This is a genomic window from Christiangramia lutea (genome assembly GCF_022489035.1).
Lineage (GTDB): Bacteria > Bacteroidota > Bacteroidia > Flavobacteriales > Flavobacteriaceae > Christiangramia > Christiangramia lutea.
In genome coordinates this window covers 436,570-452,493 of record NZ_JAKVTV010000001.1, presented here as the reverse complement: position 1 = coordinate 452,493, position 15,924 = coordinate 436,570, and the positions used below count along the sequence as shown (strand labels likewise).

18 protein-coding genes are annotated in these 15,924 nt (G+C 38.8%); all 18 read left to right on the top strand.

The genetic code is table 11. The annotated features are described in order from the left end of the window. The first annotated feature begins 4 nt into the window (after positions 1-4). The 18 genes from gcvH (at position 5) to ML462_RS01980 (ending at position 15,922) form a co-directional block, all read left to right on the top strand. Positions 5-385 (top strand): glycine cleavage system protein GcvH, encoded by a 381-nt coding sequence (gene gcvH / locus ML462_RS02065; RefSeq protein WP_240712069.1) that lies wholly within the window; start codon positions 5-7, stop codon positions 383-385. A gap of 61 nt (positions 386-446) precedes the next feature. Then, positions 447-785 carry a VanZ family protein gene (locus ML462_RS02060; protein WP_240712068.1) on the top strand — a complete coding sequence of 113 codons (339 nt, stop codon included), beginning with the start codon at positions 447-449 and terminating at the stop codon, positions 783-785. A 111-nt stretch (positions 786-896) separates the two neighbouring features. Then, positions 897-1,616 (top strand): energy transducer TonB, encoded by a 720-nt coding sequence (locus ML462_RS02055; protein WP_240712067.1) that lies wholly within the window; start codon positions 897-899, stop codon positions 1,614-1,616. A 110-nt stretch (positions 1,617-1,726) separates the two neighbouring features. Beyond that, complete coding sequence (locus ML462_RS02050) at positions 1,727-2,449, top strand: energy transducer TonB (RefSeq protein WP_240712066.1); 723 nt, start codon at positions 1,727-1,729, stop codon at positions 2,447-2,449. A 117-nt stretch (positions 2,450-2,566) separates the two neighbouring features. Beyond that, a complete protein-coding gene (locus tag ML462_RS02045; RefSeq protein ID WP_240712065.1) occupies positions 2,567-4,687 on the top strand; it encodes a gliding motility protein RemB in 2,121 nt (706 codons plus the stop codon). A gap of 89 nt (positions 4,688-4,776) precedes the next feature. Continuing rightward, a complete protein-coding gene (cyoE, locus tag ML462_RS02040) occupies positions 4,777-5,679 on the top strand; it encodes a heme o synthase (RefSeq protein ID WP_240712064.1) in 903 nt (300 codons plus the stop codon). Continuing rightward, on the top strand, positions 5,670-6,251 hold the full coding sequence (locus tag ML462_RS02035) for a cytochrome c oxidase subunit 3 (RefSeq protein WP_240712063.1): 582 nt from the start codon (positions 5,670-5,672) through the stop codon (positions 6,249-6,251). The genes cyoE and ML462_RS02035 overlap by 10 nt, the downstream gene beginning before the upstream one ends. A gap of 45 nt (positions 6,252-6,296) precedes the next feature. Continuing rightward, on the top strand, positions 6,297-7,277 hold the full coding sequence (locus ML462_RS02030) for a cytochrome c oxidase subunit 3 (RefSeq protein WP_240712062.1): 981 nt from the start codon (positions 6,297-6,299) through the stop codon (positions 7,275-7,277). Positions 7,278-7,294: 17 nt separating this feature from the next. After that, positions 7,295-7,657 (top strand): cytochrome C oxidase subunit IV family protein, encoded by a 363-nt coding sequence (locus tag ML462_RS02025; RefSeq protein WP_240712061.1) that lies wholly within the window; start codon positions 7,295-7,297, stop codon positions 7,655-7,657. An 85-nt stretch (positions 7,658-7,742) separates the two neighbouring features. Then, the gene (locus ML462_RS02020) at positions 7,743-8,387 is read left to right on the top strand and encodes a hypothetical protein (RefSeq protein ID WP_240712060.1); all 645 of its coding nucleotides are present in this window, start codon (positions 7,743-7,745) and stop codon (positions 8,385-8,387) included. Positions 8,388-8,392: 5 nt separating this feature from the next. Continuing rightward, positions 8,393-9,127: an SCO family protein gene (locus ML462_RS02015; RefSeq protein ID WP_240712059.1), complete on the top strand. Its 735-nt coding sequence runs from the start codon at positions 8,393-8,395 to the stop codon at positions 9,125-9,127. Then, positions 9,124-9,663 (top strand): DUF420 domain-containing protein, encoded by a 540-nt coding sequence (locus ML462_RS02010; protein WP_240712058.1) that lies wholly within the window; start codon positions 9,124-9,126, stop codon positions 9,661-9,663. The genes ML462_RS02015 and ML462_RS02010 overlap by 4 nt, the downstream gene beginning before the upstream one ends. 53 nt (positions 9,664-9,716) lie before the next feature. After that, positions 9,717-9,956: a hypothetical protein gene (locus ML462_RS02005; protein WP_423738469.1), complete on the top strand. Its 240-nt coding sequence runs from the start codon at positions 9,717-9,719 to the stop codon at positions 9,954-9,956. A gap of 121 nt (positions 9,957-10,077) precedes the next feature. Next, positions 10,078-10,779, top strand: coding sequence for an ABC transporter ATP-binding protein (locus tag ML462_RS02000; protein ID WP_240712056.1), 702 nt, complete (start codon positions 10,078-10,080; stop codon positions 10,777-10,779). Continuing rightward, positions 10,772-12,016, top strand: a complete 1,245-nt coding sequence (locus tag ML462_RS01995) for an ABC transporter permease (protein WP_240712055.1) — start codon at positions 10,772-10,774, stop codon at positions 12,014-12,016. The genes ML462_RS02000 and ML462_RS01995 overlap by 8 nt, the downstream gene beginning before the upstream one ends. Before the next feature lies 1 nt (position 12,017). After that, a complete protein-coding gene (locus tag ML462_RS01990; RefSeq protein ID WP_240712054.1) occupies positions 12,018-13,280 on the top strand; it encodes an ABC transporter permease in 1,263 nt (420 codons plus the stop codon). A 26-nt stretch (positions 13,281-13,306) separates the two neighbouring features. After that, positions 13,307-14,425, top strand: coding sequence for an efflux RND transporter periplasmic adaptor subunit (locus ML462_RS01985; RefSeq protein WP_240712053.1), 1,119 nt, complete (start codon positions 13,307-13,309; stop codon positions 14,423-14,425). A 60-nt stretch (positions 14,426-14,485) separates the two neighbouring features. Continuing rightward, positions 14,486-15,922 carry a TolC family protein gene (locus tag ML462_RS01980; protein ID WP_240712052.1) on the top strand — a complete coding sequence of 479 codons (1,437 nt, stop codon included), beginning with the start codon at positions 14,486-14,488 and terminating at the stop codon, positions 15,920-15,922. Positions 15,923-15,924 lie beyond the last annotated feature (2 nt).

Genomic DNA, 15,924 nt, shown 5'->3' with positions numbered 1-15,924 from the left:
TATTATGAATATTCCACAAGAATTAAAGTACACTAAAGACCACGAGTGGGTTAAGATTGAAGGCGATACCGCAACTATTGGAGTTACAGATTTTGCCCAGGGCGAGCTTGGGGATATCGTGTATGTTGAGGTTGAAACCCTTGATGAAACTCTTGAAAAAGAGGAAGTTTTTGGAACTGTTGAAGCAGTGAAAACCGTTTCAGATCTTTTTATGCCTCTATCTGGTGAGATCGTTGAATTTAACGATAGTCTTGAAGATGAGCCGGAAAAGGTAAATGAAGATCCTTACGGAGAAGGATGGATGATTAAAATTAAGATGACTGACGCTTCTGAAGCTGAAGACCTGTTATCTGCAGACGAATATAAGGAAGTAGTTGGTAGCTAAATTATTACTAATTATTGCACTGGTCTACACGAGTGTCATTACCTATTTCTCTCTAATAGTAATGGACTTTAAAGTAAGTGTAGCCGGTTTTGATCCTACAGACAAAATGCTCCATGCCGGAGCATATTTGTTTTTAGCTCTCTTGTGGAAGCTATATTTTCTTTTTAAAGATTCTGATTTTCAGAGGTATAACTCCAATTTGCTTTGGGTGGCCACCGCTGCTTTTCTATTTGGTATGTTAATTGAGGTTTTACAGGGAACCTTAACCAGTTACAGAACTCCCGATTGGTGGGATGTTCTGGCGAATTCAACTGGGGTATTACTTGCTGTTTTGCTTTTTATTGTCATGGCGCCGACCATTAAAAAACTGAAACAAAAAGTTACCGGACTAAATTATTAACCTGTATTAACTAATCTTTTATGAAATGAGCCATCAGGATTTTATTGTTTCCAAATAAATTCCTGAGAGGTGAATTACATCTGACAGTTAATCGCAATTAAACTTTACCAGATGAAACCTAAGAAAAACCCGAAGGCCGACCTTCGAAGGAGATGGATCCTCTTTCTCCAAATTGGACTAATTCTAGTACTATTTTTAACCTTGCAAGCTTTCCAATGGAAAACCTATGATGAGAAAAAAACCAGTGATCCATTAGTGATCCTTGATCTGCCTGAAGAGGAAGAAGTTCCCGTTACCATTGTTCCGCAGGAAACGCCACCACCGCCTCCTAAGCAGATTGTTGAGATCATAGATGTTATTGAAGATGACTCTAATGAAAAGGAGGATGAGGTAAAGCCTACAGACCTTGATCTTGAAGATATACCAGAGCCCGATGATATTGTTGAACCTGATGAACCAGATGAGCCTGTTGATATTCCCTTCGATTTTATAGAAGAGGTGCCAGTTTTCCCAGGTTGTGAAAAACTAGAGGCTAACAGCGAACGCAAAAAATGTATGAGTTCAAAAATCAGTAACTTTGTGAATAGGAACTTTGATACAGGATTAGGCGAAGAGCTTGGTCTCACTGGTACGAATCTTGTGGTTGTAATGTTCGTAGTGAATAAGGACGGCTTGGTTGAGAAGATTCAAACACGAGCTCCACATACAGCCCTGGAAAAGGAAGCACGAAGAGTAATAGGTGAATTGCCTGAAATGCAACCTGGAAAACAACGAGGAAAGCCTGTACCTGTATCTTATACTATACCTATAAGATTTAAAGTTCAGGAATGATAGTGAGAGGTTTAGAAATTTACCGTAGTTTTAATTACTTATTATTCCCGATAAATTTAGTTTTTTAGAAAAAATCTTTATTTTAGCAACCCTTAACAATATAACGCATTATGGAACCTAAGAAAAATCCAAAGGCTAATTTGAACAGAAACAGAACTTTGTTTCTGCAACTTGGTCTTGTTGTAGTTCTATTTATAACCTGGAGGGCGATTGAGTGGAAAACTTATGACCCTGAAAATATAGATATAGGACAGGTGAATATGGACGCTCTAGAAGAAGAGGATGTGCCAATTACTGAAATGCAAAATACTCCTCCACCGCCACCACCGCCACCTCCGGCACCGGAAGTGATCGAGGTTGTTGAAGATGAGGAAGAAGTAGAAGAGGATGAGATCCAGTCTACTGAAACCAATCTTGATGAGATCGTAGAAGTGGAAGAAGTTGTTGAGGCTCCTGTAGAGGAGGAAGTTGAAGATGTTCCTTTTGCGGTCATTGAAGATGTGCCAATCTTTCCAGGTTGCGAAAACTTAAGTAACAATGATCAGCGTAAAAAGTGTATGAGTGAAAAGATCTCTAAGTATGTGAACAAAGAGTTCGATACAGATCTTGGAGCAGAACTTGGGCTTAGCGGTATTAACCGTGTGATCGTTCAGTTTAGAATTGATGAAAAAGGAAATATTGGTCAGGTAAGAGCGCGTGCTCCACACCCAAGACTTGAGCAGGAAGCTGCAAGAGTGATCAACAGCTTGCCTAAGATGAAACCAGGTAAGCAGCGTGGTAAGCCGGTTGGGGTTATGTATTCTCTTCCTATTGCCTTTAAAGTGCAGGACTAAATATTCCTGAAATGATATATTAATCCTCCGCATCTAGCGGGGGATTTTTTATTTTATGTAAATTCACTTTCTGAAAAACTGTATATTACACCCATAAAACCTTAGCCCCATTAGTGTATGAAGTATATTTTACTTCTTCCTTTTTTAATTTTAAGTTTTCAAATCACCGCCCAGGATGTTAATCTTTCTTCAGAGATCTATCCTGAATTCCCGGAATGTGAAAATATTGATTACCAAAACCAGGAATCTTGTTTCAATCGTACCCTGGTGAATTTCGTCGTTTCTAATTTTAAAGTGCCCGAGGTTGTTCAGGCCGAGAATTATAAAGGACAGATGACCATAATCTTCGAGGTGGATGAGGAGGGTGACTTTCAATTGATCTATCTGGATGCAGCTTATGATGAGTTAAAGGCGGAGATAACTCGTGTCTTTGGGTCCATTCCTTCAATTAAGCCAGCCCAGTATAACGGGAGGCCGGTTCATATGCAGTTTAAAATGCCTTTAAGGATTCCGCTTCAAAATAATCCTGAAGTAAAGCAAATGGCTGAAAGCGATGAAATAATTTTAAGGGATTCAAATGAAGAAGCGGTTCAATCTGAAAATGTTCTGGAGGAGTATGATAGGATTAAATCTGATGAATTTAAAAGTCCAAGATATCGCAGTGAGATAAATATTCCCTTATCTCATGAGTTTTACAGTAGGTTTGATAAGGAATTCAATCAAATAGGAACAAATAGTCATTCAGCTTCTAAACCTTTGCTATTCAGTGAGGTGAATAGGTATTATAATTTTGAGTCCAACCGTGATGAATTATTGCAGAACAGGTCTACCTGGGCAGGTAGAAAGCTTTGGAACGAGCATTTGGTAAGGTTTCAAACAGATAACTATTGGTTTACCATAGATCCCGGATTCGATTTACAAATAGGGAAGGATTTTGAACAGACCTCTCATGATTTTACTTATAATAACGGGCGTCAGTTCATAGTTCAGGGAGGATTGGGTAAGAATTTCAATTTCTATTCAGTAGTTTATGAAAGCCAGGCCAGGTTTGCAGAATATTATAATCGTTATGCCGAGTCTATTCGTCCAGCCGGCGGAGATCCGGCAATAGTTCCTGGAAGAGGAGTGGCAAAAACTTTTATGGATGAAGGTTATGATTATCCTGTAGCTGAAGGTTATTTGTCATTTACCCCTGCCGAATTCATAAATATTCAATTTGGGCATGGAAAGAATTTTATTGGAGACGGGTATAGATCTCTGGTGTTAAGTGATAATGCTTCGCCATATCCTTATTTAAAGCTGAATACCAACTTCTGGAAATTAAAGTACACCAACACCTGGATGTCCCTGCGGGATGTAAGGCCGGCAGTAGTGAACAGTGGTTCCTACAGAACAAAATATATTGCCAATCATTATTTAAGTTTGAATGTTACCAAACGTTTGAATCTTGGATTCTTCGAATCGGTAATGTGGGAAAACGACAATGATCGTGGATTTGATATCAACTATCTAAACCCGGTCATTTTTTATAGAGCTATTGAATTTGCTACCGGTGCCGATGGAGGAAATGCGATCATAGGCCTTACCGGAAAATATAAGATTTCTGACCAGATGTATACTTATGGTCAATGGCTTATTGATGAATTCTCTTCTGGAGATATTTTTGGTGGAGAAGGAAGCTGGAAAAATAAACTTGGTTTCCAGATAGGTCTCAAATATTTTGATGCCTTTAAAGTTGACAACCTGTATCTTCAAGCTGAATATAATCAGGTGAGGCCATATACCTATTCTCATAATTCTATAACACTGAACTATGGACATAATAATCAGTCTATGGCGCATTTATGGGGTGCTAACTTCAGAGAATATATTGGCATCGCTCGTTATAAAAAGGACAGATTATATGGATCTGCCAAACTGATTTACGGAAAAAGAGGATTTGATTTTAACGAATTTGGTTCCAAATCTAATTATGGTCAGGATATTTACAGAACCGAAGAAGATCGTGCTTTGGAGACTGGTGTGAAAATAGGGCAGGGAAATACAACGACCTCATTTTATTCTGAATTTGAGGCCGGTTATATCGTAAATCCAACCACTAATTTAAAGTTGTTCGCCAGTTTCATTTATCGTGATTTTGATGTACAAACCAATACTACAGCTAATTTCGATAATTCAACTACTTGGATCAATTTTGGGTTAAGAACAGATATTTTTAACTGGTATTATGATTATTAGTCATTTTCAGCTCTGAAAATTAACATGTTGCCTTTCTTGCTAAAACCTAATTAAGAAGTATCTTTGCGCCAGTTAAAAAAAAGCTTTTTTTGAGCAACACTCGCGTACATAATTCCAGCGCTTCCATTCTGTCAGATTTTAAGGAAATAACCAAGATGAGACTGGCTATTAGCGTAGTCTTTTCATCTGTAGCCGGGTATTTTCTCGGTGCCGATAATATCGATTTTGTTGTGGTGACCTTACTGGCAATTGGTGGTTATCTTATGGTGGGGGCTTCAAATGCTTATAACCAGATCATCGAAAAGAATCTGGATGCCTTGATGGATAGGACAAAGAATCGTCCGTTGCCGGCTGGAAGAATGTCAAACACGACGGCTTTTAGCATAGCTAGCATCTTTACAGTACTTGGGTTGGTTGTTTTGTATGTGATCAATCCTAAAACTGCAATGTTCGGGGCGATAAGTATTTTCCTGTATGTTAGTATCTATACTCCCTTAAAGACTAAAACGCCACTTTCGGTTTTTGTTGGTGCCTTTCCAGGAGCAATTCCTTTTATGTTAGGATGGGTTGCAGCAACAGGTAGTTTCAGTATAGAGCCGGGAACTTTGTTTATGATTCAATTCTTCTGGCAGTTTCCCCATTTTTGGGCTATAGGCTGGTGGCTGTTCGATGATTATAAGAAGGGTGGCTTCTTTATGCTGCCAACAGGAAAGCGTGATAAGGGGACGGCGGTACAAATTATTCTATATACCTGTTGGACCATATTGGTTTCATTAATCCCTGTATTTGGAGTTACAGGTAAACTTTACCTCACACCTGTTTCCGGGGTTATTATTTTGATTTTGGGTCTGGGAATGTTGTATTACGCGATAAGATTATTCAAGGAGAAAACAGCTGAAGCTGCTAAAAAATTAATGTTTGCCAGTGTTTCTTATATCACACTGCTGCAAATAGTATATGTACTAGATAAATTTATTAGACAATGGATTTAACTCAGGGATCTGATGAAAAAAAACATGGCCGGGCAAAGAAAATGATGCTCTGGTTTGGTATTGTAAGTATGTCCATGACATTTGCCGGACTTACCAGTGCTTATGTGGTTAGTAAGAACAGACCAGACTGGCTTACAGATTTCCAGCTGCCTATGGCCTTTCTGTGGAGTACCATCGTGATCATTGCAAGTAGTGTAACCTTGTTTTTGAGTAAAAAGATGATTCTTGCTGGTAATCGAAGAAATGCAAGTGCTTTTTTAATTGGTACGCTTATTCTGGCAATTCTGTTCATTGTATTTCAATTTTATGGTTTTAGTGAAATTTTAAGTCAGGGATATTGGTTTACTGGAGCCGAGAGTACAGTGACCACATCCTTTATTTATATCCTTGTATGTGTGCACTTAGCGCACTTACTGGCAGGTGTTATAGTGCTTTTAGTCTTAATTTATAACCATTTTAAACAACGTTATAAAGTTGGGCAAATGCTTGGTTTTGAGCTGGGTGAGACCTTTTGGCATTTTGTAGATGCCCTGTGGATATTTTTGATTTTGTTTTTCTATTTCTTTAGATAATTAAATTGCGTATTTTTGCGCATCCTTTAACATTAAAATACTTCTATGGAGGCTACTGTTGTTAGAACAGGCACAGAAGGGAAAACCTGGGGTGGTGGTAATGAGCCACTAAAAGCGAGTTACGGAAAAATGATGATGTGGTTCTTCATTCTTTCTGATGCTTTGACCTTTTCGGGATTCCTTGCCGCTTACGGTTTTTCAAGATTTAAATTCATCGATTCATGGCCAATTGCAGATGAGGTGTTCACTCACTTCCCGTTTTTACATGGAGTAGAAGCTCCTATGTATTATGTGGCTTTGATGACCTTTATCCTTATTTTTTCGTCGGTAACTATGGTGCTAGCGGTTGATGCCGGTCACCATATGAAGAAAGGTAAGGTTACTACTTATATGTTTCTGACCATTCTTGGAGGTCTTGTATTCGTAGGATCTCAGGCTTGGGAATGGAACACTTTTATTAAAGGTGATTATGGTGCGGTTACTACGAAAGGTGGAAACGTGCTTCAGTTTTTAAATACTGAAGGTGAGCGTGTAAGTCTTTCAGAGATCGCAGTTCCAATCGCTGGAGAAAGAGTAGAGCATGAAAGTAACAACGGGATCTGGTTCGATTCCGGTAAAGACCTTCCTTCTTATACTCTAGAAGAGGTAAAAGCAGGGTTTATTCAGAACGAAGATCTACTTATCAGGACTCAGCAGCTGGATGAAAACGGTTCAAAAATCATTTTATCCAGGGAAGAATCCTTAATGAAACTAAATAACGAGGCTGTTGGAACAGTTGAAGGCGCAAACCTTGTTCAGAATGAATACGGTTCCCCTCTTTTTGCTGACTTCTTCTTCTTTATCACAGGATTCCACGGGTTTCACGTGTTGTCTGGAGTGGTTATAAACATTATTATATTCTTTAACGTGATCATAGGTACCTATGAGAGACGTGGAAGTTATGAAATGGTTGAGAAGGTTGGACTATACTGGCACTTTGTAGACCTTGTTTGGGTATTTGTATTTACATTCTTTTACCTGGTATAATTTAGAAATAAACGATTATGGCTCACGATACTACGCAACATCACGGATCGGCAACCAAAAGAATCTGGACAGTATTCGCAATACTTTCAGTAGTAACCATTGTAGAGGTTATTCTTGGGATCATCAAGCCTGAATTCCTAACACAAACCTACTTGTTAGGGATGAGGTTGTTAAACTGGATCTTTATCATCCTTACGATATATAAAGCATATTATATTGCCTGGGCTTTTATGCACCTTGAGCATGAAACAAAAGGACTTAGAAGATCGATTGTATGGACTTCTATCTTCCTTATTTGTTACCTGATATTTATTCTTCTAACCGAAGGTGGTTATATCTACGATGTTTACAAGAGCGGGCATGTTGCCTGGGACTTCTAAGAAAAGTTAAAAGCATTTGAAAAGGCGGTTTTGTTAAACCGTCTTTTTATTTTTGTATCCCTTTGTAAAACTGGAGTTTCTACTTATGAAAAAGTTTCTGGTACTCGGAATTTTATTTGCCCTCCCCATTACGGCTTACCTGTTTTTTGCCTCTGGAAAAAACAATTTCGCAAAATTGCCTGTGCTTACAGAGAATGTTAAAGATGTTTCAGAATTCCAGACCAATTCTAAAGAACAAATTTCCTTTAAAGATCATATAAGTGTAGTTGCTTTTTTCGGATCTAATCTCGAGGATATAAAAGGGAATACCTTCAACCTTGATAAAAAGATCCTTGAAAAATATTACGAATTTGATGATTTTCAATTTGTGATCCTTCTACCCGAAGAGGCCAGGGAGGAAACCACTGCCTTTGTTGATGAATTCAAAAAAATTAGTGAAACCTCTTTCTGGAAGATAGTTTACGCTTCCCAGGAAGAAATTCAGGAAGTTTTTGATAGTTTTGATACTCCGCACAAGCTTGATAAAAACGTTCATACTCCTTATGTTTTTATTGTGGATAAGGAATTAAAACTAAGGGGACGTGATGACGATGAGGACTATGGGAAATTATACGGTTACGATTCCAGGGATGTGGCAGAATTAAGCAATAAGATGAACGACGATGTAAAAGTGATCCTGGCAGAATATCGCTTAGCATTGAAAAGGAATAATCCTGATTCAAAGAAATAATTATAATGAAAAATTACTCATACATAGGGATCTCACTGGTAATTCTGATCTTTGGAATCATATTTATCCCAAAAATTATCGATAGGGTTAGCGATAATGAAGTTGTTTCCTCCAACCGTTTGAATAAGGAAAGGAAAAAGCCTCTTAAGAAAACGGATGTGGAATTATCTTATATCGTAATTGACGGTGAAAAGAAAAAGGCTCCGGAATTCGAATTAGTTAACCAGGAGGGAGATACCATTTCAAATGAAGATTATAAAGGTAAGGTTTACCTGGTGGAATTTTTCTTTACTACCTGTCCTACCATTTGCCCTATTATGAATAAAAACCTGGTTGAAATTCAGGATGAATTTAAGGATGAAGAAGATTTTGGAATAGCTTCCTTCTCTATAGATCCTGCTCACGATACTCCTCAGGTTCTCTCGGAATATGCTAAGAATTACGGAATCACTAATCCCAACTGGAATTTGATGACAGGGGAGAGAGAGAAGATCTATGCTTTAGCGAACCAGGGATTTGGTCTTTATGCCGGTGAAGATTCTGATGCTGCCGGAGGCTTCGCCCATCAAGGGATGTTTGCCCTTGTAGATCAGGACGGTTATATTAGGTCAAGAAAAGACCAGTTTGGGAATCCTATTATTTATTACCGCGGTTCTGTTGAAAGAAATAAAAGCGTGGCTCGTGGTGAAGAGCAGCCACAGATCGATATATTAATTGAGGATATAAATAATTTACTTTGAAGACAACTCTAAAAAGTTCAGATAAGGTAGCTGTACCGGTGATCATAGCCCTTTCCATTGCGGTACCTGTAATTGTTCTAATATTGATGTTGCTGCCGGAACGATATAATATATTCGGAACAGACGCAATTACTTTTCCTTTATTTCATGGGATTTTAAATTTTCTAACCGCCATTCTTCTGATTATAGGTTATTATTTCATGAAAGCCCAGAAATTTATTGAGCATAGGAATACCATGATCGCGGCATTCGGTCTTTCTGCAATCTTTCTTGTGAGTTACGTGCTTTCAAAAATAAGCAATGAGCCTGTTCCTTACGGTGGCGAAGGCAGCTTGCGATATATTTATTTCTTTATTCTAATTACCCATATCGTATTATCTGGAATCATAGTACCTCTTGTGCTTTTTACAATGTATAGAGGGCTTAGTGGAGAATACAATAAACATTCGAAAATTGCCAGGTGGACCTTTCCAATTTGGTTGTATGTGGCAGTAACAGGCGTTCTTGTCTTTTTATTTATGATGCCTTACTATTAATTTCGGTCATAAATCATTAATTTTGAAATGATTAAGTTGAGCGGGAAATGAAGATGAAGAATTTTAGATTACCGATTTTTATCCTTTTGGTTTTAATGTGTTTGCCAGATTTGGCTAATGCACAATGTTCTATGTGTCGTGCTGTGCTTGAGAGTGAAGCAGATCAGAGCACTGCTGAAGGGATCAATGAAGGGATCCTTTATCTTATGATTTTTCCTTATTTACTAATTGGTGGAGTAGGCTACTTTATTTACAGGTCCAGGAAAAATAAACCGAAAAACGCGGAAGGTTGAAGCCTTTTTTGTAAAGTTAAGGTTAAGAATATGCAGTTTTTATCATAAAACTGTAACATTTTATTTTTTCTTCAGTCTTATTAAATAGGGAGTCATTTTCCCTTTTTAATAACCATCAATCATGATTGAAATATCAAATCTTCACAAATCCTATAAAATGGGTGCTAACTCATTGCACGTTTTAAAGGGTATTAATTTTTCAGTCGCCGAAGGCGAATTATTGTCAATTATGGGATCTTCTGGATCTGGGAAGTCTACATTGCTCAACATTTTGGGTATGCTGGATGAAGCAGATGAAGGCTCATACGTACTCGATGGAGTGCCAATAAAGAACCTTAGCGAAAAGCAGGCGGCTAAATATCGGAACAAATTTCTTGGTTTCATTTTCCAGTCATTTAACCTGATAGGTTATAAGTCGGCTTTAGACAATGTGGCTTTGCCTTTATATTACCAGGGGCTTTCCAGAGGTGAAAGGATTGATCGGGCTATGAGCTATCTTGAAAAGGTGGGGCTGGCGAATTGGGCAGGTCATTTGCCTAATGAACTTTCAGGAGGACAGAAGCAAAGAGTGGCTATTGCCAGGGCATTGGCGAGTGATCCCAAGGTGTTGCTTGCAGATGAACCTACTGGAGCACTGGATACAAAGACATCATATGAAGTGATGGATCTTATTCAGGAGATCAATGACGAGGGACGTACCATTCTGGTGGTTACCCATGAGCACGATATAGCGCAAATGACCAAAAGGATCGTGAATTTAAAAGACGGTCTTATAATAGAGGATACCGTAGTTTCACAAGTAAGAGCCATGGAAAATGTTTGATCTAGATAGATGGGATGAGATCTTTGAAACTATACGCAAAAACAAACTGCGCACTTTTTTAACGGGTCTTTCTGTAGCTTCAGGTATATTCATTCTTGTAGTACTGTTGGGTATTGGAGAGGGTATGCGGAATGGGATTTCGAGAGAATTTGAAGAGGATGCTTCCAACCTTATCTACGTCTGGCCAGGTGTAACCTCCAAAGAGTATAAAGGATTGAATCCGGGCAGAAGAATTCAAATGAAAAATGAGGATTATAACCAGATTCTTCTGTTATACGGTGATAAGCTGGACAAAACAGCCGCTACTTTCCAGAATTGGGGAATGGTGTTGAATTATGGCAAAGAATCAGGTTCCTATGATGTTCGTGGTACTTTTCCTGCCTACCAGGTATTGGAGAGTATTTCACTTACCGCAGGTAGATTCCTTGACCTCAATGATCTCAATAATTCTGAAAAGAATATGGTCATTGGCCATAGGATAAAGCTTGATCTTTTTAAAGATGAAGACCCTATCGGGAAAATTGTCCAGGTTTCAGGAGTTAATTTCAAAGTAGTAGGTGTTTATACAGACAAAGGTGGGGAAAGAGAAGAGACAAGGGCTGTAATCCCAATGACCACCGCACAGAGAGCTTTTGGCGGAAGTAATAATGTAGATCGCTTATACCTTACCTTGGATCCCGAAGAGGATTTTGATAAAGCCGTAGCCGCTTCCACCCAGTTTTCTGCAGAACTGGACGAGTTTTTAAAGTCAAGACATACCGTAGCGCCAGATGATAATAGTGCCATTCATATAAATAACAGCCTCGAGAATGCCAAGAGATTCTACACGCTTATGGATATGATAAAATACTTCTTTTGGGGCGTAGGAATCTGTACGATCATAGCCGGGGTGGTTGGAGTAAGTAATATTATGCTCATTATTGTAAAGGAAAGAACCCGTGAGATAGGCGTGAGAAAAGCTCTGGGCGCACAGCCTTTATCCATCATCGGGATGATACTTCACGAGTCGATCTTTGTAACTGCTATTGCCGGATTCTTAGGATTGATTTTCAGTCTTACCTTGTTGGAGTTTATAGGTCCTATGATAGAGACCCAGTATATCTATAACCCAACTGTGAACTTTACGGTGGCGATCAATACCGTTGTAATACTGGTTATTGCAGGAGCCATTGCTGGATTTTTCCCGGCATGGCGAGCAGCGAGAATTAAACCAATAATAGCTTTAAGAGACGAATAATATGTTTAGTAGAGATCGTTGGAGTGAAATAATAGAGGCACTTACCTCAAATTGGTTTAGAACAGTACTTACAGCTTTTGGAGTATTATGGGGAATATTTATTCTTGTAATTCTGCTTGCTGCCGGGAAAGGCCTGGAAAATGGGGTGAAACAGGGGTTTAGTGGAATTGCTACCAATACTATGTTCATGTGGACCCAAGTAGCTTCAAAACCATACAAGGGAATGCCTAAAGGAAGGCGTTACAGTTTCGAAATAGAAGATGTGGCGGCTATTAAAGAACAGGTGCCGGGATTAAGATTTGTTTCACCAAGAAATCAATTAGGTGGTTTTGGAGGTGAGAATAATGTGGTTCGTGGGCTGAACACCGGTGCATTTAACGTCTATGGTGACTATCCTGAAATTATTCAGCAGGAACCAATGGATATAACCTCCGGAAGATTTTTAAACTATTCTGATATTAATGAAAAACGAAAGGTCGCCATTATTGGTGGTGGAGTAGTTTCAGCGCTATATGATAAGGGTGAAGATCCATTGGGAACTTATATTAAAATCAATGGAGTGAATTTCATGGTAATCGGGACCTATAAAAAGAAAAGTCAGGGAGGCGATCCAGAGAGAGGTCAGAAAGAGATCTACGTTCCGTTTACAGCATTTTCTCAAGCCTTTAATCGGGGCAATAAGGTTGGGTGGATGGCAATTACTGCCCGTGATGGAAATTCAATCACGAATCTAAAGAATGATATTATCGAGATCGTAAAAAGCCGGCATACCATTCATCCAGAAGATGACAGGGCCGTAGGTAATTTTGATCTTTTTCAGGAATATTCAAAGGTTAACGGACTTTTCGTGGCTTTGAGAGCTGTTGCTTATTTCGTGGGAGTTCTGGTATTGCTATCAGGAATTATCGGAATTAGCAATATTATGCTTATCGTGGTAAAAGAACGTACTAATGAGATAGGCGTGCGCCGTGCTCTGGGAGCAACACCTTGGTCTATAAGAGGACAGATACTTATGGAGTCCATATTTCTAACTATAATTTCCGGAATGGCAGGAATCATACTTGCCACAGGAGTAATATGGCTGGTTAACTTTCAATTGAGCAATATGGATACTTCAGAAATGATGTTTCTGAATCCTTCTGTAAACCTGGGAGTAGTCTCTGTAGCTCTGGCAATTTTAATAATTTCCGGTTTACTGGCCGGTCTAATTCCGGCACAACAGGCCATAAGAATAAAACCTGTTGACGCCTTAAGAACTGAATAATACATAAACACTAATACAATCAAAAAATGAAGAAATTTGTAACCATCGGAATTCTAGTGCTAATTGCCGTGACCTTTGTAGGGGCATTGTACTATCTCTATCAAAAGAATCAGGAGGACCCCGTAGTTTATGAAACCGAGGAACCTTCAGAACAAACCATCGTAAAGAAAACAGTTGCTACCGGTAAAATAGTACCTAAAGAAGAGGTTCTCATCAAACCTAATATTTCAGGAATTATTGATGAAATATATATTGAAGCGGGAGACCGAATCAAAGCCGGTGACCTGATCGCTAAGATCAGGGTGATTCCAAACGTTTCTTCTTTACAAAGTGCAAAAGATGCGGTTGCCACTGCCAAGATCAACCTGGACAATGAGAGAAAAGTTTATGAAAGACAAAAAGAACTTTATGATAAAGGGGTGATCTCTGCTAATGACTATGATGCTGCAGAGGTTTCATTTAAAAGGTCTGAACAGAACTATAAATCGGCACAACAGAATTATGAGATCGTAAGAACCGGTACTACCAGCGGAATTGGGAGTGCGGCAAATACACTTATACGTTCTACGGTTGAAGGCATGGTGCTGGATGTTCCGGTAAAAACCGGGAATCAGGTTATTGAAAGTAATAATTTCAATGATGGTACCACCATCGCCACTTTAGCTGATGTAAATGAAATGATCTTTGAAGGAAAGGTTGACGAAAGTGAAGTTGGTAAGATCAAGGAAGACCTTCCTTTGGAAGTGACTGTTGGAGCCATCGAAAATAAATCTTTCGATGCGGTTCTGGATTATATTGCACCTAAAGGAGTTGAAGATAACGGGGCTATTCAGTTCGAAATTAAAGGAACTTTAAACAAGGCCGATACCACGTTTATTAGAGCCGGTCTTAGTGCGAATGCCTCTATTATTCTTGCCAAAGCTGAAGATGTTCTTGCCATTAAAGAAGCTTTGGTTCAATTCGATCCTGAGACAAAAGAACCTTTTGTAGAGGTCATGACCGGAGACCAGGAGTTCACCAAGCAAAATATAGAGCTTGGGGTGAGTGATGGTATCAACGTAGAAGTGATTAGTGGAGTGAAGAAAGGAGATAAGATCAAGGTTTGGAACCAGATTAAACCGGCCATGAATATCGCTCAAAACTAATTTTTTATCCCTTGTGTAACAACCTGCACATTTTACAGACATATCTTACAGAATATTATTATGAAGAATTATAGCTTAATAGTCACTCTTTTGCTTTTTTCCAGCATACTAACTGCTCAAAAAAAAGAATGGACACTTGAAGAATGCGTGAATTATGCATTGGAAAACAACATCCAGGTGAAGCTAACCGAACTTGATGTGGAGCTTTCAGATATCGAAAAACGCGATGCGATTGGGAATCTTATTCCGAACATCAATGCACAGGCAGCTAATGCCTGGAATACTGGTTTAACCCAGAATGCCACTACCGGAATCCTGGTAAATCAAACCGTTAGAAACTTTTCTGCGGGAGTTACCGCCGGGCTCACACTTTTTGATGGATTGAGGAATTTCAAATCCTTACAACGAGCAAAAATGTCAAGAATTGCGAATGAATATTCTCTTGATAAAATGCAGGACGATATTGCACTTTTTGTGGCTGATGCTTACTTACAGGTGCTTTTCAATAAGCAAAATCTGGAAGTGCTTAAAGCCCAGAACGAGGTGACCAAAGAACAGCTTGGCAGAACCCAGGACCTTGTTGAAGCAGGTGTTCTTCCTGAAGGAGATCTTTTAGAGATCAAAGCTACAGATGCCGATGAGCAGCAAAGAATGATCCTTGCTGAAAACCAGATACAAATTTCATTAATAAGCTTAGCGCAGACACTTGGTTTCAGAGACTATCAGAATTTTGATATTGTAGACAGGGATTATGATATTTTCGGAAACGAAATTCTTGAAAATTCTGTTTATGATGTAATTGATACAGCCAAGGAAGAAAGATCTGAAATTAAGATCGCAGAATCTAATATGGAACTGGCAGAAATGGATGTAGAGCTTGCAAAAGGAGCTTATCTTCCTACTTTATCGGCATTTTTCAACTATAATACCAGGGAAACGGGTCAGAACAGGATAATTGGTACAGAGATAGATCCAAATGAGCCTACTCGTACCATAGGTTTTGTCGAAGGTACGAATCAGCAGGTGCTTACAGGAAATAGTATTCCGGTTCTCGGCTCTCCATTACCATTTTTCGAACAACTTTATATCAATGATGGTATTACCTACGGTTTAAGAATAGATGTTCCAATTTTAAATGGTTTTGCTACCAGGAATAGGGTTAGAAGAAATGAAGTTGCCGTAAAGCGGGCTGAATATCAGTTGGAGCAGGCTGAACTTGATCTTGAATCGAACGTTTACCAGGCTTATACCGACGCTAAAGGAGCTTTTGAAGCATACGAAGCGGCCCTTGTTGCTTCTGAAGCGCAGGAGAAAGCCTTTGAATATGCTACGGAAAGATATGATGTTGGTTTAACCAATGCCTTCGATTTTAGCCAGGCGAAGATTCGTTTTGAAAATACTCAAAGAGAAGCTCTTAGAGCTAAATACGATTATATTTTTAAACTAAAAGTTGTAGAACTTTATTTTGGAATTCCGGTAAGGGATTTAAAATTTTAATT

Bases quoted from the DNA above. Each gene is read 5' to 3' on its own strand.
- ML462_RS01980 (WP_240712052.1), top strand. From the start codon at position 14,486: ATGAAGAATTATAGCTTAATAGTCACTCTTTTGCTTTTTTCCAGCATA.
- ML462_RS02055 (WP_240712067.1), top strand. From the start codon at position 897: ATGAAACCTAAGAAAAACCCGAAGGCCGACCTTCGAAGGAGATGGATC.
- ML462_RS02035 (WP_240712063.1), top strand. From the start codon at position 5,670: ATGGATTTAACTCAGGGATCTGATGAAAAAAAACATGGCCGGGCAAAG.
- gcvH (WP_240712069.1), top strand. From the start codon at position 5: ATGAATATTCCACAAGAATTAAAGTACACTAAAGACCACGAGTGGGTT.
- ML462_RS02015 (WP_240712059.1), top strand. From the start codon at position 8,393: ATGAAAAATTACTCATACATAGGGATCTCACTGGTAATTCTGATCTTT.
- ML462_RS01995 (WP_240712055.1), top strand. From the start codon at position 10,772: ATGTTTGATCTAGATAGATGGGATGAGATCTTTGAAACTATACGCAAA.
- ML462_RS02025 (WP_240712061.1), top strand. From the start codon at position 7,295: ATGGCTCACGATACTACGCAACATCACGGATCGGCAACCAAAAGAATC.
- ML462_RS01990 (WP_240712054.1), top strand. From the start codon at position 12,018: ATGTTTAGTAGAGATCGTTGGAGTGAAATAATAGAGGCACTTACCTCA.
- ML462_RS02005 (WP_423738469.1), top strand. From the start codon at position 9,717: ATGAAGAATTTTAGATTACCGATTTTTATCCTTTTGGTTTTAATGTGT.
- ML462_RS02045 (WP_240712065.1), top strand. From the start codon at position 2,567: ATGAAGTATATTTTACTTCTTCCTTTTTTAATTTTAAGTTTTCAAATC.
- ML462_RS02000 (WP_240712056.1), top strand. From the start codon at position 10,078: ATGATTGAAATATCAAATCTTCACAAATCCTATAAAATGGGTGCTAAC.
- ML462_RS02050 (WP_240712066.1), top strand. From the start codon at position 1,727: ATGGAACCTAAGAAAAATCCAAAGGCTAATTTGAACAGAAACAGAACT.
- ML462_RS02060 (WP_240712068.1), top strand. From the start codon at position 447: ATGGACTTTAAAGTAAGTGTAGCCGGTTTTGATCCTACAGACAAAATG.
- ML462_RS02030 (WP_240712062.1), top strand. From the start codon at position 6,297: ATGGAGGCTACTGTTGTTAGAACAGGCACAGAAGGGAAAACCTGGGGT.
- ML462_RS02020 (WP_240712060.1), top strand. From the start codon at position 7,743: ATGAAAAAGTTTCTGGTACTCGGAATTTTATTTGCCCTCCCCATTACG.
- ML462_RS01985 (WP_240712053.1), top strand. From the start codon at position 13,307: ATGAAGAAATTTGTAACCATCGGAATTCTAGTGCTAATTGCCGTGACC.